Origin of the sequence: Gangjinia marincola, from assembly GCF_039523415.1 — a bacterium.
Taxonomy (GTDB): domain Bacteria; phylum Bacteroidota; class Bacteroidia; order Flavobacteriales; family Flavobacteriaceae; genus Gangjinia; species Gangjinia marincola.
On record NZ_BAAAFG010000012.1, the window covers coordinates 30,009 to 54,669 of the forward strand.

The following is a 24,661-nucleotide window of genomic DNA, read 5'->3' on the forward strand; positions in this document are numbered from 1 at the left end:
GAGAATTGGTTGATCGGTTTTATGGTTCTATTAATTCAGCACTTAAAAACCTATATTTTTTATCGTCAATGGTTACAATGATCTGATCTCCGCGCAGTTTTTGAAGTAACTCACTACTGCTATCGTAATCAATCTCAAGGGTTAGTAAAACCTGGCTATAGTTTTCACCTTTGGTGGACACAGGCTGATCGGTAATTTTTAACGCTCCAAACTTTTTAGATGTAGCAGTAACCTGCCTATGCTTTATAGGGATTCCGGTATTTTCTGCATCCCTGATCATGACAACCAACACATTCTTATTTGATCCTAATCTTCTCTCAAAATCAACGATGAAATTGTAATTTTCAATTGAGTTATATCCTAGGTTATAAAAGTCACCATCAATTCCATTAAACTCTTTAGAAATATTGTAAAACAAATAGGGAACAAGATCAAAATAGTTGGACTTAAAATCTGCTTTTGGTGGGATAAGATTTTTTTGAAGTAATTGCGCAACGCTTAACTCTTTCTTTACATACGATTTATCCTGAGCTAATCTCAAGCCGCATGATGTTGATATAAAGAAAGCAAACAAAATAAATATACATCTGATCATATAGAAATTAAAGATAGCAAAAAGGGATTTTTATTTTACAAAATGCCAACAGATTTTTGAAGTGGTGGATTTTACCTCGCTTCACTAGGTCATACTAATGCTATGATACGAGTATATATATTAAGTTGCCCGTACTAAGTACAATAAGTACAAAAGATAGCATTACATATCTTGTCGGAAAGATCAAACTGGTCATGAATACTAAGATTGCAAGTAGTGGAATCACCAGACCTGAAACATACCGCAAGGAGTAAATTTCACTTGTTGCTGAAGGTATGTGCGTTACCCGATTGATTTCCTTGAATAGACGAGACTCTTTGAGCAGCAGCATATCGCCTTTGTTTACGATATTCGCTAAATCTTCAGATGAGAAAAGGATAAAATTTTTGGTGATTAAATGATGGCTGTAGTGGACATTTTGAGCAGCGTTATAATAGCGTTGCATCTTTCTCTCTTTTTCAAGAACGCCCTCGGTATACTCCTTCCCCGGAAGGGTAAAATCAACTAATATCAGCAAGCATATCACTGCGCTGATAATTTTCGCCCATTTAAACATATGGTCAACCATCAAAGCATACGTGTTAAAAGAAAGGGATTTGTTACAGTACGATTTAGAAACGCGATGAACTTTTATGAAAAAGGATAAATATATTAAGAATCTAATTTGTCCATCTCGGCCTGGACGAATGTAATTAAATCTGGAAAAAAAGTAAAAAACTCATTTTTAAAAAGGGCATAATCAGCCTCAATCTCTGTAATGGATTGGTCCAGTTTACCTTTTTCGCCGGTACGCCTGTTCATCTGTCCTAGAATCTTTTTAAGGCCGGGTAAGGTAGTATAACTTCCTAACCAATTATCTCTAATCATATAGGGATAGAAGTTTTTGACCCGATTGGGCAAAACTTCAGCATTTGCGCTAAGTAATTCATAGAATTGTTTAATATAGCTTTCTAACTCCTGTGTATGAAAATCATTCCAGTATTTTGCCAAAAAATGATCGTATAATACATCGATGATGACACCACTGTAATGGCGATAAACAGGAAACAATCTACTAATGCTCTGGCGAACAACAGGGTGTGTATCAGTATAATAATCTATGGCGCGGTGCAGAATAATCCCATTTTGAATCGGCTTAGGATACGTAAGGTATTTTTTACCTTTTACAGCATCTGCCATAAAATTTCCCAGCATAAGCTCAGGGTCTTCTCCTGATAAGTAAATATGTGCGAGAAAATTCATGCTACGAAGATAGGGCTTGTTTTTTAGTATCCAGTATTCAGGATGCAGTCGTAGTATTCAGTTTTTATAGTGACTGGATTGTAGTCTATTGATAGAATTTGGTTGACAGTAAATTCCAAAAATTAAATCTTAAATACCAATTTCTTTAACGTTACAGTTAAATAATGTAGTTTTTAGTAGAAAGGTTTCAGCTTAATAGCTATGATCATCAGCCATTACAAGGGAATTAGGAATGGCTATAATTTCTAATATCTCATTTCTATTTTCTTTTTTCTATTTTTTGTCCTCAATTTCTATTAACAACTAACCCAATAATCGAATAACCCCAATAACCTAATAACGTATAAACCAATAACAAATCACAAATAACAAAACTCCAAGCCATAGGCAAAAGGACATCATCTTCGACCTCCTCAGGCTTGCCTTCCAAAAAAAATAGTAATAGTTTCGCAAGACTCAAATACGAATCACATGACACTTATAAAATCAATTTCAGGAATTAGAGGAACCATTGGCGGTGCAGTAGGAGAAAACCTAACTCCAATTGACGCAGTAAAATTTGCGGCAGCATACGGTACGTGGCTTAAGCAATACCGAAATAAAGACATCTACCGGGTGGTTATTGGTCGGGATGCGCGAATATCTGGTGAGATGATCCAACAGTTGGTGATGCAAACACTGGTGGGTATGGGCATTCATGTGATTGATCTGGATCTTTCTACGACTCCAACAGTAGAAATGGCCGTACCTATGGAGCATGCCGATGGCGGAATCATTCTCACGGCAAGTCATAACCCAAAACAGTGGAACGCCCTCAAACTCTTGGATCAAAAAGGAGAATTTCTAGATGCTCAGGAAGGAGCTAAGATTTTGGCTTTCGCCGAAAGTGACGCGTTGGAATTTGCAGCCGTAGATGATTTAGGAAAAATTACGCGTAATGATGCATACATAGATTTGCATATTGAGGAAATTCTAGACCTTGAATTTGTAGATCAAAAAGCCATCAAAGCTGAAAAATTTAAAGTGGTGGTTGATGGAGTAAATTCCACAGGAGGTATTGCCATTCCACGATTACTAGAAGAGTTAGGTGTTGATGTGATTAAGCTCTATTGCGAACCTACGGGACACTTTCCGCATAATCCTGAGCCTTTAAAGGAACACCTTACCGATCTTTCTAAAAAAGTAGTAGAAGAGCGCGCAGATCTGGGGATCGTTGTCGATCCAGATGTGGATCGTCTGGCGTTTATGGATGAAAAAGGGGAGATGTTTGGCGAAGAATATACGCTGGTCGCTGTGGCTGACTATATCTTAGGAAAGAAAAAAGGAAATACCGTAAGCAATATGTCTTCTACCAGAGCACTACGCGATGTAACCGAAAAACATGGCGGCACTTACCAAGCCAGTGCGGTGGGAGAGGTGAACGTAGTCAAAATGATGAAGGATACCAATGCAGTCATCGGTGGTGAGGGAAATGGCGGAATTATTTATCCAGTGCTTCATTATGGTCGAGATGCTTTAGTTGGGGTAGCTTTTTTCTTAACCCATCTGGCTGAAAAAAGAATGACCGTTTCAGCATTGCGGGCAACGTATCCATCGTATTTCATGAGTAAAAATAAAATTGAGCTTACGCCGGAATTAGATGTAGATCTACTTCTTAAAAAAATGGCAGAGAACTATGCCGGTGATGAGATCAATACGATTGATGGAGTGAAAATAGACTTTGCCGAAGAATGGGTGCACTTAAGAAAATCCAATACAGAACCCATTATTCGTATTTATACTGAAGCTCAAACCCAGGATAAGGCAGATAAATTAGCCAAAAAGATTATGAAGGAAATTGAGACTATCGCAAATTCATAGACGACATCTAATAACTTTTAGTACGTTGGATGAAAATAAATACGCACCGTAGAAAAATTATCTTTGTTGTATGTTTTTTAGTAGCATCAACCTGTTCTGTTGTGGCTGGAGCTACCGCAAATTCTGTTATTTCTTTAGATCAATCTTTGTCTGCTGATCCTAAGCAAAAAGCACAAGGATATCTAGCGCGTTTACAAGAACGATATGCCAAAGGTGATTTTGAGGGACACAAAAAATACAGTGATTCTCTTTTGAACATTGCGCGAGAACATGATTTAATTGAACTGGAAATTGTCGCTCTTTCTAATTTGGCCGTATCATACAATAACAAAGGAGAACGAAAGGAAGCGATACGATGCTATCAACTGGCCTTGGATCGATGTGAGATGATCCCTAATAATCCTCGACCTAAGATTATTGCGTTGATCAATTTGGGAAACACCTATAATGAAATGGATGCTTTTGAAAAGGGCTTAAGCTCAATGAAAAAAGTGTTGAGCATAATGGATACGATCAACGCGCCAGATCATGTTAGGGCAGGAGTTCTGATAGGAATTTCAGAAAGCTTTATAGGCTTAGCTAACTTTAAGGATGCTGAAAAGTATGCTAGTCAAACCAAAAATATTGCCGAAAAGGAAGGAAATCAAGCTCTCTTATCTGCATCCTATAATAATCTTATGGATGTATACATCAGTGCCGGTGATTATAATGTTGCGCTTAAAATTGGCGAGGAAGCAAACCAGAGAGCAGTTTTTGAAGAGTCTTCTAAACGAAAAGCATGGTACCTCTTGTTTATGGGTATTACACATTATCATTTAGATAATTTGAATAATTCACTGGATTATCTAAAGACTGCTATTACACTGTCCCAAGATATTGAGTTAGCCGAAATTGAGATGAGAGCTCATGAGATGTTGGCTAAAGTATACGAAGCTAAAGGTGATTTTAAACAGTCTTTAATCGAACAAAAAGAATACGCCAGACTTAATGAAAAATTACTTTTAGATAGAGCAGAAGCTTCGGTTCAGGATGTTTCTACTGATAATACCTCCAAGACATCAAATGGGCAAGGAGATAGTAAAGAGCGTTCCACATACACTTGGATTTTACTAACGGGTATTGTTATTCTTTTAGTAGTCGTTGCGGGATATATGTCAAAAAAAATTCTATCGGCCTCCTCTCAAATGATGATTAAAGATGTTGATGAGCTCAAGACAGAGAACGTTCAAAAAGATGATCTTCCGTATCAAAACTCATCCCTTACACCGGCAAAGCGTGATGAGATCAAAAATGACTTGCTTCAATTGATGAATGAGAAAAAACTATACCTTGATGCAGAAGTATCACCTCATCAAATCGCAGATGAGCTCAGGATTAGCAGCAATCATTTATCTGAGGTGTTATCATCTTCTTTTCAAAAAAACTTTTACGCCTTTATCAATTCGTATCGAGTGAATCATGCGAAAAGTTTAATTGATTTATCTATAGAGGAGAATACAAAGATTATTGCGATTGCTTTTGATTCAGGTTTTAAAAGTAAAACGACGTTCAATCGCGTATTTAAGCAGACCACGGGATTAACACCGACAGCATATCGACAACGAATAATCGATAATTTGAGTTAAAAGAGGTTCCATTCACGTGAATGGTACGTTTGGAACGGCTAAGAAGATTAGTATTGCGCTATTAATTTCAAATAGCCCTCTACATGAAGAAGTTTTACCTACTCGTATTTTTTATTCAGATTTTAAGTATCAACGCGCAAACCTTATACGTTGATCATAGTGTCGCTTCCAGCGGAAATGGTTCCAGTTGGTCACAGGCTTTTCAAACTATTCAAGAAGCCGTGGATGCTGCGACGCCAAATGATGAAATTAGGATAGCTGAAGGAATTTACCAACCCGACGATCAAATAGATATTGATATACCTCTAACCATTAAAGGAGGATATCCTGCAGGAGGAGGTGACCAGGATATTGATCAATATGTCACTCAACTGCAAGCGGATGCCAATCCTAATAATTTAGAAAGTACGCTTATTAGAATATTTCCGGATTCGCCTACCAGTATTGATGGGATTAAAATGCAAACTGTAGAAACAGCTATATTTCTACAGTCTTCTTTATCGCTCTCACAAATGATATTTGATGATGTGATAGAAAATGCCGTAGAAATTTCTGGGACGATAGCCTCACTATCCGTCACAAATTGTAGTTTCTCTAATGCACAAGATGAAATTATAGATGGATCATCAGGCAGTGCATTTATTGGTGATTTACTGGTTTCAAATTGTACATTCGAAAATAGTTCGAATCGCGCTTTAATCATTAAAAGTACGGTAAGTGCTTTAATTGAAAATGTTGAGATAAGAAATTACACCGATGGTGATAACATTATTCAAATTTCTGGACCTAACACAACCATAGATAATCTCTTAGCCGAAGATAATCAGCAAGTTGATGAAATTGTAAGTTGTAGTAATACAACTACAATAACTAATTCAGTTTTTCAAAATAATATTAATGATAATTTTGGAGGCAACAGCACAGTTTGTATTACAGCAAGTGGTACTGTCAACGTGGATAATTGTGATTTTTTAAATAACACGCGAACAAACAATGCAAATGTTTCTAAAAGTACCTCAACGAATGAAATAATACGTTTGGTGGATGCTAATTTTATCATTTCAAACTCAAGATTTCAAAATAACATACACAACACATCAAGCAGTTTCAGTAGAGTCATTGGTGGCACTGGAGGATCAAATCCAAATCGAAGTGCACGAATAGAGAACTGTGAATTTGTGTCAAATAGTAATGTAACTGATACATCTGCTGGATTAATCTATTTTAATGGATATCTGTTCGAGTTTGAAGACAATTTGGTTCAAGATAATAGCTATCCCATTAGCACAAACAATAACTTGATAGAATTAGAACGAGTTCCAAATGCCTCATTTATAAATAATGATTTTATAGATAACAGTTTACCTGATGCAAACCTGATATATTTAAACAAAGCTTCGTTAGATGGTTTTAATGACTCGTTTGTGCTAATAGAGAATAATATTTTTACTCAAACTGATTTTTCGACCGTTGAAATTGAAGAATTTAATGAAGTCCTTGTACAACAAAATACCGTTTTGGCAAATTTAGAATTCGATATAAAAGAAATAGGAAACTTATTAGTTAGTGATAATTATATTCAAGGTAATACTGGTGGAGAAAGATTCATGTCGATTGAAAGTACAAACACGACAATAGAAAATTCTGCTTTTATCTCCAGTTCAACTGTTGGAGAGCACGAAGTTATATATACTAGAGGTTCTTCTAATATAACTATTAAAAACGCTACATTTTCGGCGATTGATAATGAGGTAAATGTCGTTATGCGTGGATGGCCTTTCTCTGGAGATACGCCATCTGTCAGCATTCAAAATTCCATATTTTGGTCTAATGACCTTAGTCAAAATTCTATTACAGGTACTTTTGAAAATTACGCTGCAGAAAACTCTTTAATCAAAGGTGAAAACCCAGCTGGTGCAGGAAATCTTGATGGAACAGATGCAAACAATGCACCTTTTTTCATTAATCCAGCCGAAGGCGATTTTAGAGTATTTGAATGCTCGCCAACGGTTAATGCCGGGAACAATGATTTTGTTGACTTTACATTAGATCTGGCAGGCAATCCACGTATCTTTGACAGCACTGTAGACATGGGGGCTTACGAGAATCAGGGAATTTTCACCTGTAGTCCGCCACCTTGTACAGTGTTATTAGATCCAATGCCTGATAGTATAGATATTGATCCTAATAGTGATCTTACCTGGGAGAGTATAACAAATGCTGATGGGTACACCATTAATGTAGGTACTTCTCCCGGAGGTTCAGATATTGTCCAGGATGAACTGGTTGAAGATGCTACTATACTAGAGTTACCCACACTGCCATTAAGCACCGAAATTTTTGTGCAAATTAATTCCTTCAATACGTTCGGTGAAGCTCAAAACTGCTCAGAATTTAGTTTTACGACAGATAATGGACTAAGCATATCACGACCAGAAGTTCTAGATCAGTTAACGATTTATCCAAATCCTTTACGAGATATGTTACATATAAATACCCCCGATAATATTGCTATAGCTCAAATTGACATCTACGACCTTAGCGGAAGAACAATTATAACGGCAATAAATCCTCCTGCAAAAATTGATCTTTCGTCCCTTCAAACGGGGAATTATTTGGTACGCATTTTGACAAACGCAGGATCAAAAATTCAACAATTAATTAAGAAATAAGCTAGTTACTATTTAGCTGTATTCAGGGAGTGTTGAGTTACTTTAATAGAATATCTTAGCATTTCAAACGAATCAACTATGAAAAAAACAATACTCTTTTTTTTACTCTTGACTATTAGCATAGGTACATCAGCTCAAACCATTTATGTGGATCAAAGTGTCGCTTCAAGCGGTGATGGGTCCACATGGTCTCAAGCTTTTCAAACCATTCAAGAGGCGGTGGACGCTGCTTCTCCCAATTACGAAATTCGTATCGCCGAAGGGATTTATCAGCCAACTGCAGAAATTGAAATTGAAATACCCTTAATACTTAGAGGTGGCTTTCCCATAGGTGGAGGGGATCAGGATATTGAAAATAATATTACTCAGATCCGGGCAGATGCTGATCCTGATAATTTGATTTTTGTCATTTTTGAGATTCAAGAAAATTCACCTGTAAGTTTAGAGGGAATTACATTTAATACCATCAATAGGGGTATAACGTTAAGATCAGAACTTACGCTCAGTTCGTGTATTTTTGAAAATGCCGCTCAAGAGGGTATTTCATTAAGAGAAGAAGCCAAAAAACTCTTTATAAATGGGTGTAGTTTTAATAACATAATAGGTAGAACAATAACAAGTTTATCAAGTGATAATCAATTAGAGGAGGCAGTCATTATAAATACCACATTTCAAAATGGTTCTGCAAGTGCAATCTCTATTGGTGGCACCAATAGTAATGTAAATAGAATCGTAATTCAAAACTGTTCTATCGATAATTATAGCTTAGATAGTTTGGATATTTTAAGACTAGATGCTGCTCTAATTACGGTTAATGATTTTATTAGTCAAAACAATGTAATGTTGGGTACTGGAAATGATAACTTAAGTTATGAAGGAGAACTTATCATTTCCAATGCTAAGTTTTTAAACAATACAGGCTTGTCATCAAATCAATTAGGCGTTTTTGGAATCGGGAACATGGATATGAGCAACTGTCTTTTTTCTGGTCAGGAGAGTACTAGTGGATCAAGCGTAAGTGCCGGAGTAGAAGCGGCGGGAGATATCATGATCGACAACACAAAATTTTTGAATAATAATATAGGTGATTCTTTTGCTACATCAGGTGTTAGTGTAATTGACGGTTCACTAACACTTACGAATTGCCAATTTAAAAATAATATAGCTACAGGTTCTTTTAGTCATACGATTGAAATATCTTCAACTATTCCTAATACACCTTCAATCATAGAGAATTGTACGTTCGAAAATAACAGTGTTGACAGTGGTTTTTCTGCCGTTGTAGCCCTAAGAACAGGTGCCCAGCCAATCATTTCGAATTCAACATTTATGAATAACACGGGATCCATTGGGGGATCTTTAATATTGGCCTATCAATTTGGCGATAATGATATCACGTTTAGTAACAATGCTGTTTTAAATAATACTGTTGCAGGTGCGATTATAGAGGGTCCTAGAAATTCATCAGGAACAATACAGGTAGAAAATAATTTATTTGATTCCAATGTAGGAAGAACATTACTCATAGAGGATAATCCTCTATTTATAGGTAGTGGGAATGTATATCGTGGTTCGGTTACTAATGATTTTGATGCGGTAAGTACGGTGAGGCTTAGAAATGAATATTATGAGGGGAATAGTGATGAATCGGCATTCATTAGGTTAGAAGATGGTATTTGTGATATGGAAAACATCTTGATGATTTCTAGAGCTTCTAATGCCAATCATAGGCTTATTGATTCAAGAACCGATGCACAATTAAGAATTGACAATAGTACGTTTTCAGCGAGTGATTTTAGCAATACCAATGTGCGTATCGATTTTGATGGAAATCTTAATTCTCGTTTTAGAAATAGTGTCATATGGTCAGGTAATGATTTAACTGATAGTGGTTTTACAGGAGATATTTCAAATGTGAATGTTCGCCGTTCTTTAGTAAAAGGAGAAGATCTACCGGGAGCAGGAAATTTAAATGGTACAATAGCAGATAACGCGCCAGATTTTATAAATCCTGTGCAAAACGATTTTAGAATGTTACGCTGTTCACCCACCATAAATGCAGGATTTAACGATTATGTGGATGAAACCCAAGATCTAAATGGAAATCCGCGTATTTTTCAGTCAACCGTAGATATGGGAGCCTATGAACTTCAAATTAATGCAAACTCAACCTGTAATACTGAAAATATTCCTGTGTGCACAACACTCTCTTTTCCGTCAAGCGGAAGTACAGACATCCCAACAGACACTTCTATTTCGTGGGATGCCGTGCCAGAAGCAATTGGCTACTTCGTTTCTATAGGGACCACAAGTGGAAGCACTCAGCTTTTAAATAATCAAGAAGTAGTAAATGCAACTTCCTTAACTCTAGCTGACGCTTTACCTGAAAATACACAGATATTCGTAACGATTATTCCATACAACGGCGCAGGAAGCCCTGGGAGTTGCTCTTCTCAAAGTTTCACAACCCGCGAAGAAAATGATACTGGTACGACCCTTACGCTATTAACACAAAACATTACGATATCATTAGACAATGATGGAAATGCTATGATTACAGCAGCAGATGTTGATGCGGGGAGTTCTTCCACTGTCGGTGGACTATCATTAACCCTGGATCAAACTACTTTTTCCTGTGATGACATTGGTTTTAACGCGGTTACTTTAACGGGATCTGACAATAGTGGAGACACAACTTCTCTTATTGCTGTGGTTACTGTGGTGGATAATCTAGCGCCAATAGTTACTTGTCCCGGTAACATCACGGTTACCGAAACTTTACCGTACTCAATACCAAATTATTTTGACACAAATCAAGTAACAGCTACTGATAATTGTACGGGAACTTTCTCTAATGTCGTTCAAAATCCTAATCCTGGTACCTCCCTAGATGCGGGTGAATATACAATTACCACTATTGTGACAGATGATTTTGGAAACGAAATTGAATGTAGCTTTATCCTAATGGTGCAGGATGCGTTATCGATTCCAGAGAATGATGCTGCCTTGCAGCTTATCTCAGTATATCCTAATCCCGTGAAAGATATATTAACTATTTCTAACACTTCCAATATTATACTAGAACGACTAAGAGTTTTGGATATATCAGGAAGATCTGTAATTGAAGCACAATCAGTATCTAATACCATGGATATATCAAGACTCCAATCAGGAAATTATTTTGTGATGATTCAGACAGAATACGGTCAGGTCACCAGACGAATCGTGAAGAAGTAGATTTTCGCAATAGTATAAAAAAGAAGCTGTCTCAAAAGTAATTTCAGTTGTCAAACTGAGCCTGTCGAAGTTTTTTGAAGGCTTATTCTTAGCCATTTCGACAAGCTCAATGTGACATAAGCACTAAAATATATACTTTTGAGACAGCTTCTTTTTTGTTGAAACCAATATGTCAATTACTCAAAATAACTAAAGGTATCTCCGTTTTTAATCTCTAGTAACGAGTTATAAATCAATTTAATTACATTTTCTACATCATCACGGTGTACCATTTCAACCGTAGTATGCATATAGCGCAAGGGTAAAGAAATTAATGCAGAGGCTACCCCGCCATTACTGTATGCAAAGGCATCAGTGTCTGTTCCTGTAGCGCGTGATAAGGCAGCGCGTTGGAATGGGATTTTATTATCTTCAGCGGCATCTATAATCAAATCCCGTAGTTTTTGTTGCACAGCAGGTGCGTACGCAATGACCGGTCCTTTACCAATTTCGGCATGACCTTGCTTTTTCATATCGATCATTGGGGTGGTCGTATCGTGCGTTACATCGGTCACGATGGCTACATTAGGTTTTATCGTTTCGGTAATCATTTGGGCACCACGTAATCCAATTTCTTCTTGAACAGAGTTGGTGATATACAGTCCAAAATCCAATTTCTTTTTGTTCTCATGAAGCAGTCTGGCAACCTCGGCAATCATAAATCCACCCATACGATTATCTAGTGCACGACACACAAATTTATTGTCATTTAGAATGTGAAACGTGTCCGGATATGTAATGACGCATCCCACATGGATTCCCAGTTTTTCGACTTCTTCTTTATTCGCGCAACCCACATCAATAAAGATATTTTCAGGTTTGGGTGCTTCTTCTTTAGATTTATTGCGGGTGTGAATAGCAGGCCAGCCAAAGACACCTTTTAAAATACCCTTTTTCGTGTGAATGTCTACAATCTTACTTGGTGCAATTTGATGGTCGCTTCCTCCGTTGCGAATTACATAGATCAATCCATTGTCTGAAATATAGTTTACGTACCATGAAATCTCGTCTGCATGACCTTCAATCACGACCTTAAATTTTGCATCAGGATTAATCACTCCAACGGCAGATCCGTACGTATCTGTAATAAACGTATCTACGTAAGGTTTCAAATACTCCATCCACAGGTTTTGTCCGCTCCATTCATAGCCCGTTGGAGAGGCATTGTTAAGGTAATTTTCTAAAAAGGAAAGTGATTTTTTGGTAAGGATGCTTTTTTCTGCCATCGTGTATGTTGATTTTTCACGAAAATAATCATTAATCTATGGAAGACAATACACTAATACGTAATTTTGGAACAGTTTTAGCAACGCATTAAGAAAACAATTGCCTTGAAAAAGAGAATATTTTTTGTTCTTATCGCCATTATTTCACTTGGAATTAGCGCCCAAGAAAAAATTGATACGACTCAGGTTAAATATTTGATGATTGAGGGTGATAGCACCTGGCGTGAATCTATTGATTTAAGTGAAGTACTGATTCTCCAAAAACTCAAATTTGATTCTGATCTTGACCGCAGGCGTTACCTGATTTTGCGAAGAAAAACCCGTAAGGTTTGGCCATACGCCACTATGGCTTCAGAACGACTTCAGGCGCTTAATGAACGACTGGATAGTATAGATTCTAAACGCAAGCGTAAAAAATACACCAAACAGGTTCAAAAGTATATTGAAGAAGAATTTTCTGAAAAACTAAAAAAATTCACCCGTACCGAGGGTCAAATCCTTATTAAACTCATACATCGTCAAACCGGTGACACCGCCTATGAATTGATAAAAAACCTTCGTAGTGGCTGGCGTGCCTTTTGGTATGACACCACCGCCAGTATGTTTGATATCTCTTTAAAACGTGAGTTTGATCCCATGAATGATAAAGAGGATTATCTCATTGAAGATATTTTACACCGTAGTTTTAGTTCCGGCAGATTAAAGAAACAGGATCCTTCATTGAACATAGATTTTATAGAGTTGTTAGAGCATTGGGGTACCAAAGAAAAGGCTAAGACGGTTTCTAATTAATACTTATTCCCGCGAAGGCGTGAATCTTTTTTGGCACTCTACTCATATTCTAGCAGTGTTATTCCATTTATGTATTGTCACACCCGTGATGACGGGATTTTATTCTGGTACATATCTAAACTTACTGTCATTCCCGCGAAGGCGGGAATCTTTCCACGTATAACAGATTATTTAATGGTATTCACACGAATGCGCGAATGACAAACAAAAAACACGACATGAAACTTTGTGCTCCATTGAGATTCTTTGAGATATTTTGTATAAGACCAAGGATTTTTAAATTACAATGACTTCAGCTTTCACATAACGTTTAAGAGCAAATTGATCTTCGTCTTCGTCTTCATCTTCGATTTCACATTCAAGTTCAAATTCACTCTCCGTAGTCTTAGCGAAGAAGAACTTTATATACTTTTTCTTACATTAGGATCATGAAAAAAATAATTCTTCTTCTGCTAATTAGTTTAAGTTTTCAACTACATGCTCAATTGCTTCCCGAACGTGAACGCGCTCAAGTCATAGACGAGGTGCTTAAAGATCGTTTTAATAACCTACTGCCTAAACTTATGGATCGTACGGGTTTTGATATGTGGGTAGTCATCTCACGGGAGTATAATGAAGACCCTGTGCTCAAAACAATGCTTCCTGCCACTTGGCTCAATGCACGGCGAAGAACCATTTTAGTCTTTTACCGCAATAAAGAACAAAACACCATTGAAAAATTAGCTATTGCGAGGTATAATGTTGGGGAAAACATCACTTCGGCCTGGGATAAAGAGAAGGAACCTGACCAGTGGAAGGCGCTCATAGACATCATTAAAGACCGCAACCCGGCAAAGATCGGACTCAACTATTCAACCAATTTTGGATTAGCAGATGGGCTGGTAAAAACAGATTATGAAGAATTCATGCAAGCCCTTCCTGCAGCATATAAATCTAAAGTAGCTTCTGCAGAAAAATTAGCCATTGCCTGGTTAGAAACCAGAACGAAAAAAGAAATGGAGATTTTTGAGAACCTGGTGCAACTCACTCACGATGTGATCGCAGAAGCTTTTAGCAATAAGGTCATTACCGTAGGCAAGACCACTACAGATGATGTGGTGTGGTTCTTACGCCAAAAGGTGACCGATTTGGGAGCCGAAACCTGGTTCCATCCCACGGTAGATATACAGCGCACCAATGAAGAGTTGCAAAGTCATATCACCTCGTTCTCTAACCGACCTAAAGACAAGGTGATTCAGTACGGCGACCTGCTCCATTGCGATTTTGGGATTACGTATTTGCGCATGAATACAGATTGCCAACAACATGCATACGTGCTAAAACCAGATGAAGACAAAGCGCCTGATTTTTTGGTGTCCGCTTTCGCGGAAGGAAACAAAGTGCAGGATATATTCACCAAGAATTTTGAAACCGGCAAAACCGGAAATGAAATTTTACTCAACTCCTTAGCTGAAGCCAAAGCCGAAGGTTTACGTCCCAGTATTTACACCCACCCGCTTGGTTTGTACGGCCATAGTGCCGGTCCTACCATCGGGATGTGGGACAGTCAGGGTGGTGTCCCGGGAACAGGGGATTATCCGCTGTATGAAAATACAGGCTATGCCATTGAACTCAACACCACGGTAACTATCCCGCAATGGAAAAAAGACATCCGCATCATGTTAGAAGAAGCCGGCTTTTGGGGAGAAAATGGATTTAGATATGTGAATGAGCGACAGGAGGAGTTGTTATTAATAAACACAGACCAATAAACATTTATTGAACACACTGCAACAACTAATACTTAGAACAATCTTTTTTTAAACAAAGTCATGAAAACATATTTTAACCTTTTTATTCTATTTTCATTTATTGCTTCAAGTCATTTCACTTATAGTCAATATGAAATCGTCCCACCAAAAGGCTACGATCTTCAAATAGGAAACATGGTGAGCATGCTTGAAAATCTAAAGGGGAGGGTAACTCAAAGCGTAGCTACAATTTCTCAAAAAGAAACTGATTTTCTACTGGATCAGGATGCAAATCGCATCGGGGCTATGATCTATCATCTTGCCGCTACAGAGAAGGTCTATCAGCTTATCACATTTGAAAACAGACAGTTTAATAAAGAAGAAGAAAAAACGTGGGGAGTCGCATTGAGTTTGGGAGAAAATGCACGAGAACAATTTAAAGATCAACCCATATCGTATTACCTGTCCATTTGGGATGAGGTAAGAGCCGAAACCTTAAGATTACTCAAAGAAAAAGACGATAAGTGGTTCAGTAAAAAAGCAAAAGGAGCCGGTGGAATGACCAATCATTGGGCATGGTTTCACGTGATGGAGCATCAAGCAAACCATATGGGACAGATTAGATTAATTCAAAAAAGAGTGAAGTAGCGAATATACTTTTTTAAGTTCTTAGGATAGGCTTAACATAAACTTAGCCCGTCAATACAAATAAATTGTTTTCTCATACGTTATAGATGAATTAAATCCAAAAACTATGAAAACAAACATTATAAGTATAAGTCTAGTAGCGACGTTATTGGTAAGCTGTGTCTCAAAGAAAAAGTACACCGAGTTAGAGGGTAGATACAACAATTCTCAATCTGAATTACAACAAGCCCGCGTAGAAAATGAAGATCTCAACGCCAGGATGCAGGAGATTGAGATGCGCGTAGAACGTTACAATTCCAAAATCGAAAGCCTTCAAACAGATAAAGAAGGTATGATGGTTAAATCTGCAGAGGGTGATCTCGTAATGTCTGAAAAGAATAAAGCGACCATGCGCTCAACGCTGGCAAAAGTTCCTGCATCAAAGTTGGCCGGAGCTACAACACTCAAAGACTCCTTGAATGTTGCCATTGCCTATACCTTATCTCAAAAAATAGGAGTGGACGCTCCAGATGACTTTAAAGTAAATATTGATGAAACTGTAGTCATGATTGACATTGACGATGACATGTTGTTTAAGGATAGCAGTTATCGTATAGGCAGTGATGCAGATGAAATTTTGCAGCGCATCGCTAATGTGGTTAATTCAGAACCCTCATTAGAGGTTCTGGTTGAAGGACATACCGATAGCCGTACGGTAAAAGAAGGTGGTTACATTAAAGATAATTGGCAGCTAAGTACAGAGCGTAGTGCTGCTATCGTACGACGTTTACAGGATAAATTTGGCGTAGCTCCGGATCAATTAATCGTTGCAGGAAGAGGAAGTTTTGATCCTGTATCTCCTAATGATAATGCCGAAAATATGGCGAGTAATCGTCGTACACAAATCGTGATTATGCCTAATCTGGATAAGTTTTTTGCACTCATGGGTGCTGAAAGTGATACTACACAAGCAAGTTTTGAATAATTGATATAGAGAACATCATCTATTATCGCTAGAATTTGCTTTAAAACAAATAAAATTTCTCAGCCATAGTTTCTTTTTGTAGCTATGGCTGATTTTGTTTTATATAATAGGTAGTAATTTTCAAGATCTCATCTAATCCAGATCTTTTTTTCACAACAGCTGTATGTTTGAAATGATGAAGAGAATTCAATGGTCTCTTCATCGTTGTATAGCGAGGAGCACTTTGGCATTTTACGTTAGAATAATGATAGAAAATTAGCTTTCAGAAATTAATACGCTATTTTTCAGGTGTAAAATAGATATTCATGTATCAATTATCTTCTACCTTCTTTGTAATGCTAGTCAGCTCCTTTAGTCTACTTTCTGCTCAAAAAAATAATGAATGTTCTTGCAAACAGGATTTGCATCAGCTGCATTTAGAATTGATCCGTACCCCGGCTTTTAATGAAAATAAAGAAGCCTATAAAGCAAAACATCGTGAGGCGCTTGAAGAGGTAAAGAACATTAAAACCACCTTTGATTGCTTTGAAATGCTTTCTCGACTGACCCTTCCTTTAAATGATAATCATTTACGGGTATACGGTCCTGCGACGACTAAAAAGCAGGATTCGGTTGCATTTAATAGACTTAAGGTGGTAAATCTGGTAAGTGTAATCCCCAACGTAGATATTGATTTAGATAGTTTGGAGCAGCGCTTGGAGTTTAGAAAATCAGAAGACTTAGAGGGAATATACCACAGTGCAACACTTAAGGTAGCCCTGTATCATGATTTGGATCGCAAAGAATATGTGGCTGTGGTATTAGAAGCAGATCATCCACTTTGGGAGCGGGGAGAAGTGTTTAGTACCTATGTTCCTTACGGAAAAGAATACCTCCTGGCGACAGGCACCAATTTTAACACCCGCCGACTCATTAGCTACACAGAACAGATCTTAGAGGGAAGATTACTTTCTGCCGGATTGAAAAAAGATACCTTAAAACGCTATTTTGATAAGGCGCCTAATCCTGAAGAAACTTACCTGCGAAAAGAGCTGAGCGATCAAGTGACCTACCTCAAAATCGGAAGCTTTAAATCTTTTTATCCAACCCTCTCAGAGGCTGAAGCTTTTTATGAAACCTTAGAGGATTCCCTCAACAAACCAAATTTAATTATTGATTTACGGGATAATACGGGCGGGGGAGATCGAAACTCTGACATTTTATACAAAATAATCAAGAAATACATCAAGGATAATCAATTATACATTTTGGTCAATTACAACACCGCCAGCAATGCAGAACAATTTGCCGTAAAACTCATGCAAAAAGATAATGTTACCGTGTTAGGGCAACAAACCAAAGGCACCATAGCGTATGAGATCAAAGACGATCCAATGAAATTATCCTGCACCAAATTCATCGCCATCCTGCCTTCAAAAAAACACGCTGAATTCTTACGCTACGAGTCACAGGGCATCCAACCAAAGGTTGAACTCACCACAGACCTCTCCTGGATGGAGCAGGTGATGGAGTTTATTGAAAAAAAATAGTTTTGAGTCTTTGAGTCTGTGAGCGTTGAGTAAAAATGATTGTTAAAGTACTTAGGAGTAAGGATAAGGCATTTTATTACGTTTTATTCCTACACTTACAAAATAGCTTTGCGACTTAGCGTCTTTGCGTGAATTAAAAGTTGCGATTAGCCTTGCTCAAATGTATAACGTTCAACCTTGAACTTTCAACCTTAGAACCGCTAAACCTGTAACACTCCCATATTAAAGGGCTTTTCAATCGGCTTGTGATTGGCAGCCTCAATACCCATACTGATCCATTTGCGGGTATCCATCGGATTGATAACAGCATCTGTCCAGAGTCTTGCAGCAGCGTAATAAGGGCTGATTTGCTCGTCATAGCGTGCTTTGATGCGGTCGTAAAGTTCTTTTTCAACTTCAGGAGTTATTTTTTCACCTTTCTTTTTAAGCGATGCCGTTTCAATTTGTAGTAATACTTTGGCGGCACTATTCCCGCTCATCACCGCTAATTCTGCACTGGGCCAAGCCACAATTAATCTTGGGTCATAGGCTTTACCACACATGGCATAATTGCCTGCACCATAGCTATTCCCCATCACCACCGTAAATTTTGGTACCACAGAATTACTTACGGCATTGACCATTTTAGCACCGTCTTTAATGATCCCGCCATGTTCACTTTTACTACCCACCATAAAGCCGGTCACGTCCTGTAAGAACACCAACGGAATCTTTTTTTGATTACAATTTGCGATAAAGCGGGTGGCTTTATCTGCCGAGTCACTGTAAATAACTCCGCCAAACTGCATTTCTCCTTTTTTAGTCTTGACCAGTTTACGTTGGTTGGCAACAATCCCAACAGCCCATCCATCAATACGCGCATAACCGGTGAGAATGGTTTGACCGTAACCGGCCTTATATTCCTCAAAGGTTGAATCATCTACCAGGCAATCAATGATTTCCATCGTATCATATTGGTCCTGTCGTGATTTTGGGAGGATTCCGAAAATTCGTTCAGGATTTTGAGCGGGTTTTTTAGCTTCTTTTCGGTTAAATCCGGCTTTGTCAAAATCACCAATTTTGTCTACGATATTCTTGATTGTATCTAGTGCATCTTGATCATCTTTTGCTTTATAGTCTGTGACTCCGCTAATTTCGCAGTGCGTTGTAGCTCCGCCTAGGGTTTCATTATCAATACTTTCACCTATAGCAGCTTTAACGAGGTAACTCCCTGCCAAAAAAATGCTTCCGGTTTTATCCACGATCAGGGCTTCATCGCTCATGATGGGGAGGTAGGCTCCGCCGGCAACGCAACTGCCCATCACAGCGGCAATTTGAGTGATGCCCATACTGCTCATCACGGCGTTGTTTCTAAAGATTCGACCAAAGTGTTCTTTATCTGGAAAGATTTCGTCCTGCATGGGCAAATAGACTCCGGCACTATCTACTAAATAAATGATGGGGATATTATTCTCCATCGCGATTTCTTGTGCTCTTAAGTTCTTTTTGCCGGTAATTGGGAACCAGGCTCCCGCCTTGACGGTAGCATCATTTGCCACTACGATACACTGCTTTCTGCTTATGTGTGCTATCTTAATCACGACTCCGCCACTTGGACAACCCCCGTGTTCTTCATACATTCCTTCACCGGCAAAAGCCCCAATTTCAATGGCTTTTTTAGGATCATCCACTAAATAATCAATACGCTCACGTGCGGTCATCTTACCTTTAGCTTTGTGCTTATCGATACGTTTTTGTCCGCCGCCCAGTTTTACCTGGTTGAGTTTTCGATTAAGGTCTGAAATAAGGAGTTTATTGTGATCTTCGTTTTTATTGAACTTGATGTCCATGGAGCTTGTTTTAATTTTGAATGGGCAACGAAAATACGAAAACGGTTTCGTTTTTTTATAGACCGTCTTGCGCTGTAACCGATAAATTTAAAGTCCTCCCTATTTTTACCTGTTTAAGCTGAAGCTTTTGACTAAAGCAATATACTTAAACCACTTTCTTTTGAAATCTGCAGCAAAACACGATATTTGTAGTTATGCGCTAGTGATTGCAGCGGCATCCCCCTCCCCAATATATTGGGGAGGGGATACAGCGAAAAGCACGGTCGACCCAATAGATTGGGGAGAAGCGCCCAAAAAATTTATGTATGAGTATGAATAAAAATACAGTGTTGGCTTGGGCCACATTTATTATGATTGTTGTGGGATTAGGATTAATCGCAATGGGTGCATTTAGGTACAATGAAGTTGCCGGCTGGGGATTTGCTGCTGTGGGTGTGGGATTTTTTGCCATCGCCTGGGTATTCAATGCTTTAAAGGGTAGGGTTTAAAATGTTCTTGGTTTATCGTTTATGGTTCAATAATGGCAAAAATCACCAAATTTGAAGAATTGGAGGTATGGCAGCGTTCTCGTAAACTGAGTTCACAAGTCCATGAACTTATAATATCTACTAAAATTTTATCTAATTTTAGGCTTAGAGATCAAATGGAAGGAAGTTCAGGATCAATAATGGATAATATTGCAGAGGGGTTTGATCGTGATGGTAATAAAGAATTTCATAACTTTTTAAGTTACGCTAAGGGGTCGGCAGGAGAATTGAAATCGCAACTATATCGATCATTAGACAAAGGTTATATCACGAATGAAAATTTTGAAAGCCTCTCTCAAGAATGTGAAACAATCAAAAACAAAATTGGAGCACTTATGTTTTATTTAAGAAAATCTGATTATAAAGGAATAAAATTTAAATAAGCTATTTTCTTAACCACGAACCACGAACCACGAACCACGAACCACGAACCACGAACCACGAACCACGAACCACGAACCACGAACCACGAACCACAAACCACAAACCACGAACCACAAACCACAAACCAATTATGGCTGACGATAAAAAAATAATTTTTTCGATGTCTGGGGTCACTAAGACGTATCCCAGTGCAAATACACCTGTACTAAAAAATATTTACCTCAGTTTTTTCTACGGGGCTAAAATAGGAATACTGGGACTTAACGGTTCTGGTAAATCTACCTTACTGCGCATTATTGCGGGTGAGGAAAAGAACTTTCAGGGTGATGTGGTGTTCTCACAGGATTATTCGGTGGGATACCTGGAGCAGGAGCCAAAACTGGATCCTGAAAAAACCGTATTAGAAGTGGTCAAAGAAGGTGCCAGTGAGATCGTGGGTGTGCTGGAGGAGTACAACAAGATCAACGATATGTTTGGCTTAGAAGAGGTGTATAGCGATCCAGATAAGATGGAGAAGCTCATGAATAAACAAGCCGAACTGCAAGATAAAATAGATGCAGCAAATGGCTGGGAGCTGGATACCAAACTAGAGATTGCGATGGATGCGCTGCGCACTCCGCCAAGTGATATGAAAGTTGGTGTGCTCTCTGGTGGGGAGAAACGCCGTGTCGCTTTATGCAGATTGTTGCTTCAGGAGCCAGATGTATTGCTGCTGGATGAGCCTACCAACCACCTGGATGCAGAATCGGTGCATTGGCTGGAGCATCACTTATCCCAATATAAAGGTACTGTAATTGCTGTGACGCATGACCGTTATTTTTTAGATAACGTGGCGGGTTGGATTTTAGAATTGGATCGAGGCGAAGGCATCCCGTGGAAAGGGAATTACTCCTCTTGGCTGGATCAAAAGTCTACTAAAATGGCGCAGGAAGAAAAGCAAGCTAGTAAACGCAGAAAAACGCTGGAACGCGAATTAGAATGGGTGCGCATGGCACCAAAGGGTCGTCAATCCAAGCAAAAAGCACGTCTAAACAACTACGATAAGTTGATGAGCCAGGATCAAAAGCAGATGGATGAAAAGCTGGAGATTTATATACCCAATGGCCCCAGGTTAGGAACTAATGTGATTGAAGCCAAAGGAGTGAGCAAAGCCTACGGCGATAAGCTGCTGTATGAAGACTTGAACTTTAAACTTCCACAAGCCGGGATTGTTGGAATTATAGGACCTAACGGTGCCGGTAAGACCACCATTTTTAGAATGATTATGGGAGAGGAAACTCCTGATAAAGGCACCTTTGAAGTAGGAGAAACGGCAAAAATCGCTTATGTGGATCAGACCCACAGTAATATAGATCCTGAAAAAAGTATTTGGGAAAATTTTTGTGACGGGCAGGAACTCATCATGATGAGTGGGCGAGAGGTCAATTCCAGAGCCTATTTGAGCCGATTTAATTTTAGCGGGAGCGATCAAAACAAAAAGGTAAGCACCCTATCTGGTGGACAGCGCAACAGATTGCACTTGGCGATGACCCTAAAAGAAGAAGGCAACGTATTGCTGCTGGATGAGCCTACCAATGACCTTGATGTAAATACCCTGCGTGCCTTAGAAGAAGGATTAGAAAACTTTGCCGGCTGTGCGGTAGTGATTAGTCACGACAGATGGTTTTTAGATCGTATTTGTACGCATATTTTAGCGTTTGAAGGCGATAGTCAGGTGTATTTCTTTGAAGGGAGTTACAGTGATTACGAAGAAAATAAAAAGAAACGCCTGGGTGGTGATTTAATGCCGAAGCGTATAAAGTATAAAAAACTGGTGAGGAATTAGGTTTGGGGAAAGAGCCTTAATTTTAAGAGTCGACGCCTTACGAATGATTAGAATGAATGGATTCCCCCTTTGAAGGCCTTTGCTGAGCTAAGTCTAAGTAGGGCGAGGGGGATGTTTAAGCATTAATTATATTAGTCCTTAATGTGGCGAAAAGCACTTTATTAGTATCCCTGTTTTCAGTTAGTTACCAGACTCTTGAATCAATTAATTTAGTACTCTAGTTATATATTAAGATGCTCTAATCTCTAGCATCTAATTTTTAATATCTTATTTACTAATAAACCATATAATGAAACATATCACTTTATCCCTTGCTCTACTAGCACTTCCTCTTTTAGCTACAGCCCAATCCCTCCCCGAAAAATCAGTGAAGAGCGATATTGAAGAAGTAAAGGTTTTTTTACAGGGAGCACAAATTACCCGAAAAGGAACAACGACCACACGATCTGGCAAACAGGTCATAAAACTCACCAACTTATCCCCGCATATAGATAAAAATAGTATTCAAGTGAAGGCTAATGGAAACTTTACGGTATTGGGCGTAAAGCATGATATTAATTATTTAGAAGAACTGGATAAGAATAAAAAAATAGATAGCCTTACGGCGGAAATAGAAGCGGTAGAAGATAAGCTGACCCTTAAACGATCCAGGTTAGAAGTATTAGCCGAAAAGAAAAGTTTGCTGAGTGCCAATAAGAACCTTGGCGGAACAAATAATGGCACATCCTTAACTCAGCTGAAGCAGGCGATTGATTTTTACGATCGTGAACTCACTGCGATCGAAGCCGATGAATTAAAAACTCAGAAGAATATTGATGATCTCAATGAGCAATTAGGTAAGCTTAAGCGTGAGTTGCAAAGTGCACAGCGTATTCAGGAATTTCCCAGCGGCGAGATCCATGTGCGCATTGACGCACCCAAAAGCACTCCGGCGAGTTTTGAAGTCCGTTACCTGGTGAGTAATGCCGGCTGGTATCCAAAGTATGACGTAAGAGCCACTAAGGTCAATCAGCCCATCCAATTGGCGTACAAAGCCGAAGTCTATCAAAACACAGGTATTAACTGGAACAATGTGAATCTAAGACTATCTAACGGAAACCCCAATCAAAGCGGCACGATGCCGGAGTTAGGGACGTGGTATTTAAACTACTATCAACCCAACAGAAGATTCGGATACGATGATGCTCAGCTGGATGAGGTAATTGTGACTGAGGCTTTAGAGGGACAAGTAGCTAGTGTGAGAATGAAAAAAGAAGCTGCACCTGCTCCAGTAGCGAGTCGAGTGCAAGCTAACGCGGTAGAAAATCAAACTACAGTAGATTTTGTGATTGACCGACCTTATTCTGTAAATTCCAATGGTGAAGCCATTACGGTCGATTTAAAAGAACATACCATTCCGGCGACCTATCAATATTATGCAACACCCAAGTTGGACACCGATGCATTTTTGGTAGCCCGCATCACCAATTGGGATCAATATAATTTATTGGAAGGAGAAGCTAACTTATATTTTGAAGATGCTTACGTGGGTCGATCTATTCTAGATGCAAAATCTCTATCTGATACGCTCAATATTTCCTTGGGTAGAGACAAAAGTATTGTGATAGGGAGAGAGAAAGTAGATCAGTTTTCAAAACGCAGAACCATTGGCAGTAATAAAGTAGATAGTAGAGCTTTTGAAATTACGGTGCGCAACAAGAAATCTCAGCCTGTTGACTTGATTTTATACGATCAAATTCCGGTTTCCACCCGTAATGAAATTGAAATAGAAGCAGAAGAGCTTTCTGGCGGAAAACTAGACGAATCCACCGGAAAAGTAACTTGGCAACTCAAGCTTCCTGCCGGGGAGCAAACGAAACTTACCTTAAGCTATGAGGTGAAGTATCCCAAAAGGGAGAAGGTTATTTTAGAGTAACTCATCCCCGCGTTTAAATGCT

At 38.6% G+C, this 24,661-nt stretch carries 19 protein-coding genes; 14 read left to right on the plus strand and 5 right to left on the minus strand.

The genetic code is table 11. From position 1 onward, the window contains the following. Window positions 1–19 precede the first annotated feature (19 nt). From ABD000_RS04735 to ABD000_RS04745, 3 genes are all read right to left on the minus strand, one after another. Entirely contained in the window at window positions 20–541 is a 522-nt protein-coding gene (locus ABD000_RS04735; protein WP_343764499.1) for a hypothetical protein, read from the minus strand. A 154-nt stretch (window positions 542–695) separates the two neighbouring features. After that, window positions 696–1,166 (minus strand): hypothetical protein, encoded by a 471-nt coding sequence (locus tag ABD000_RS04740; protein WP_343764503.1) that lies wholly within the window; start codon window positions 1,164–1,166, stop codon window positions 696–698. 80 nt (window positions 1,167–1,246) lie between these two features. Beyond that, a complete protein-coding gene (locus ABD000_RS04745; protein ID WP_343764505.1) occupies window positions 1,247–1,837 on the minus strand; it encodes an acyl carrier protein phosphodiesterase in 591 nt (196 codons plus the stop codon). Between the two features lie 471 nt (window positions 1,838–2,308). On the opposite strand from ABD000_RS04745, the gene glmM reads away from it, so the two are divergent. The 4 genes from glmM to ABD000_RS04765 all read left to right on the plus strand — a co-directional run bounded on the left by glmM (window position 2,309) and on the right by ABD000_RS04765 (window position 11,231). After that, window positions 2,309–3,697: a phosphoglucosamine mutase gene (glmM, locus tag ABD000_RS04750; protein WP_343764507.1), complete on the plus strand. Its 1,389-nt coding sequence runs from the start codon at window positions 2,309–2,311 to the stop codon at window positions 3,695–3,697. Window positions 3,698–3,726: 29 nt separating this feature from the next. Continuing rightward, on the plus strand, window positions 3,727–5,322 hold the full coding sequence (locus tag ABD000_RS04755) for a helix-turn-helix domain-containing protein (RefSeq protein WP_343764509.1): 1,596 nt from the start codon (window positions 3,727–3,729) through the stop codon (window positions 5,320–5,322). An 83-nt stretch (window positions 5,323–5,405) separates the two neighbouring features. Continuing rightward, window positions 5,406–7,994 (plus strand): T9SS type A sorting domain-containing protein, encoded by a 2,589-nt coding sequence (locus tag ABD000_RS04760; protein ID WP_343764511.1) that lies wholly within the window; start codon window positions 5,406–5,408, stop codon window positions 7,992–7,994. Between the two features lie 78 nt (window positions 7,995–8,072). Continuing rightward, on the plus strand, window positions 8,073–11,231 hold the full coding sequence (locus tag ABD000_RS04765; protein ID WP_343764514.1) for a right-handed parallel beta-helix repeat-containing protein: 3,159 nt from the start codon (window positions 8,073–8,075) through the stop codon (window positions 11,229–11,231). Window positions 11,232–11,407: 176 nt separating this feature from the next. Here the strand turns inward: ABD000_RS04765 and ABD000_RS04770 are convergent, their stop codons facing one another. Next, window positions 11,408–12,496, minus strand: a complete 1,089-nt coding sequence (locus ABD000_RS04770; protein WP_343764517.1) for a M42 family metallopeptidase — start codon at window positions 12,494–12,496, stop codon at window positions 11,408–11,410. A gap of 105 nt (window positions 12,497–12,601) precedes the next feature. Between ABD000_RS04770 and ABD000_RS04775 the strand changes: the two genes are divergently transcribed. From ABD000_RS04775 to ABD000_RS04795, 5 genes are all read left to right on the plus strand, one after another. Continuing rightward, a complete protein-coding gene (locus ABD000_RS04775; RefSeq protein WP_425545348.1) occupies window positions 12,602–13,288 on the plus strand; it encodes a DUF4294 domain-containing protein in 687 nt (228 codons plus the stop codon). A gap of 428 nt (window positions 13,289–13,716) precedes the next feature. Beyond that, complete coding sequence (locus ABD000_RS04780) at window positions 13,717–15,039, plus strand: M24 family metallopeptidase (RefSeq protein WP_343764519.1); 1,323 nt, start codon at window positions 13,717–13,719, stop codon at window positions 15,037–15,039. 60 nt (window positions 15,040–15,099) lie between these two features. Further along, window positions 15,100–15,666, plus strand: coding sequence for a DinB family protein (locus ABD000_RS04785; protein ID WP_343764521.1), 567 nt, complete (start codon window positions 15,100–15,102; stop codon window positions 15,664–15,666). Window positions 15,667–15,772: 106 nt separating this feature from the next. Further along, entirely contained in the window at window positions 15,773–16,630 is an 858-nt protein-coding gene (locus tag ABD000_RS04790; RefSeq protein ID WP_343764524.1) for an OmpA/MotB family protein, read from the plus strand. A 305-nt stretch (window positions 16,631–16,935) separates the two neighbouring features. Continuing rightward, window positions 16,936–18,159 (plus strand): S41 family peptidase, encoded by a 1,224-nt coding sequence (locus ABD000_RS04795; protein ID WP_343764527.1) that lies wholly within the window; start codon window positions 16,936–16,938, stop codon window positions 18,157–18,159. A gap of 200 nt (window positions 18,160–18,359) precedes the next feature. Here the strand turns inward: ABD000_RS04795 and ABD000_RS04800 are convergent, their stop codons facing one another. Then, window positions 18,360–19,988 (minus strand): acyl-CoA carboxylase subunit beta, encoded by a 1,629-nt coding sequence (locus tag ABD000_RS04800; RefSeq protein ID WP_343764529.1) that lies wholly within the window; start codon window positions 19,986–19,988, stop codon window positions 18,360–18,362. Between the two features lie 160 nt (window positions 19,989–20,148). Here ABD000_RS04800 and ABD000_RS04805 point away from each other — a divergent pair, with 160 nt between their 5' ends. From ABD000_RS04805 to ABD000_RS04825, 5 genes are all read left to right on the plus strand, one after another. After that, a complete protein-coding gene (locus ABD000_RS04805) occupies window positions 20,149–20,307 on the plus strand; it encodes a hypothetical protein (protein ID WP_343764531.1) in 159 nt (52 codons plus the stop codon). Further along, window positions 20,294–20,476 carry a CAL67264 family membrane protein gene (locus tag ABD000_RS04810; RefSeq protein ID WP_343764533.1) on the plus strand — a complete coding sequence of 61 codons (183 nt, stop codon included), beginning with the start codon at window positions 20,294–20,296 and terminating at the stop codon, window positions 20,474–20,476. Before ABD000_RS04805 ends, ABD000_RS04810 begins: the two co-directional genes overlap by 14 nt. 32 nt (window positions 20,477–20,508) lie before the next feature. Continuing rightward, complete coding sequence (locus ABD000_RS04815; protein WP_343764535.1) at window positions 20,509–20,898, plus strand: four helix bundle protein; 390 nt, start codon at window positions 20,509–20,511, stop codon at window positions 20,896–20,898. A gap of 131 nt (window positions 20,899–21,029) precedes the next feature. Continuing rightward, on the plus strand, window positions 21,030–22,724 hold the full coding sequence (gene ettA / locus ABD000_RS04820; protein ID WP_343764537.1) for an energy-dependent translational throttle protein EttA: 1,695 nt from the start codon (window positions 21,030–21,032) through the stop codon (window positions 22,722–22,724). A 289-nt stretch (window positions 22,725–23,013) separates the two neighbouring features. Further along, complete coding sequence (locus ABD000_RS04825; RefSeq protein ID WP_343764539.1) at window positions 23,014–24,639, plus strand: DUF4139 domain-containing protein; 1,626 nt, start codon at window positions 23,014–23,016, stop codon at window positions 24,637–24,639. Window positions 24,640–24,661: the final 22 nt, after the last annotated feature.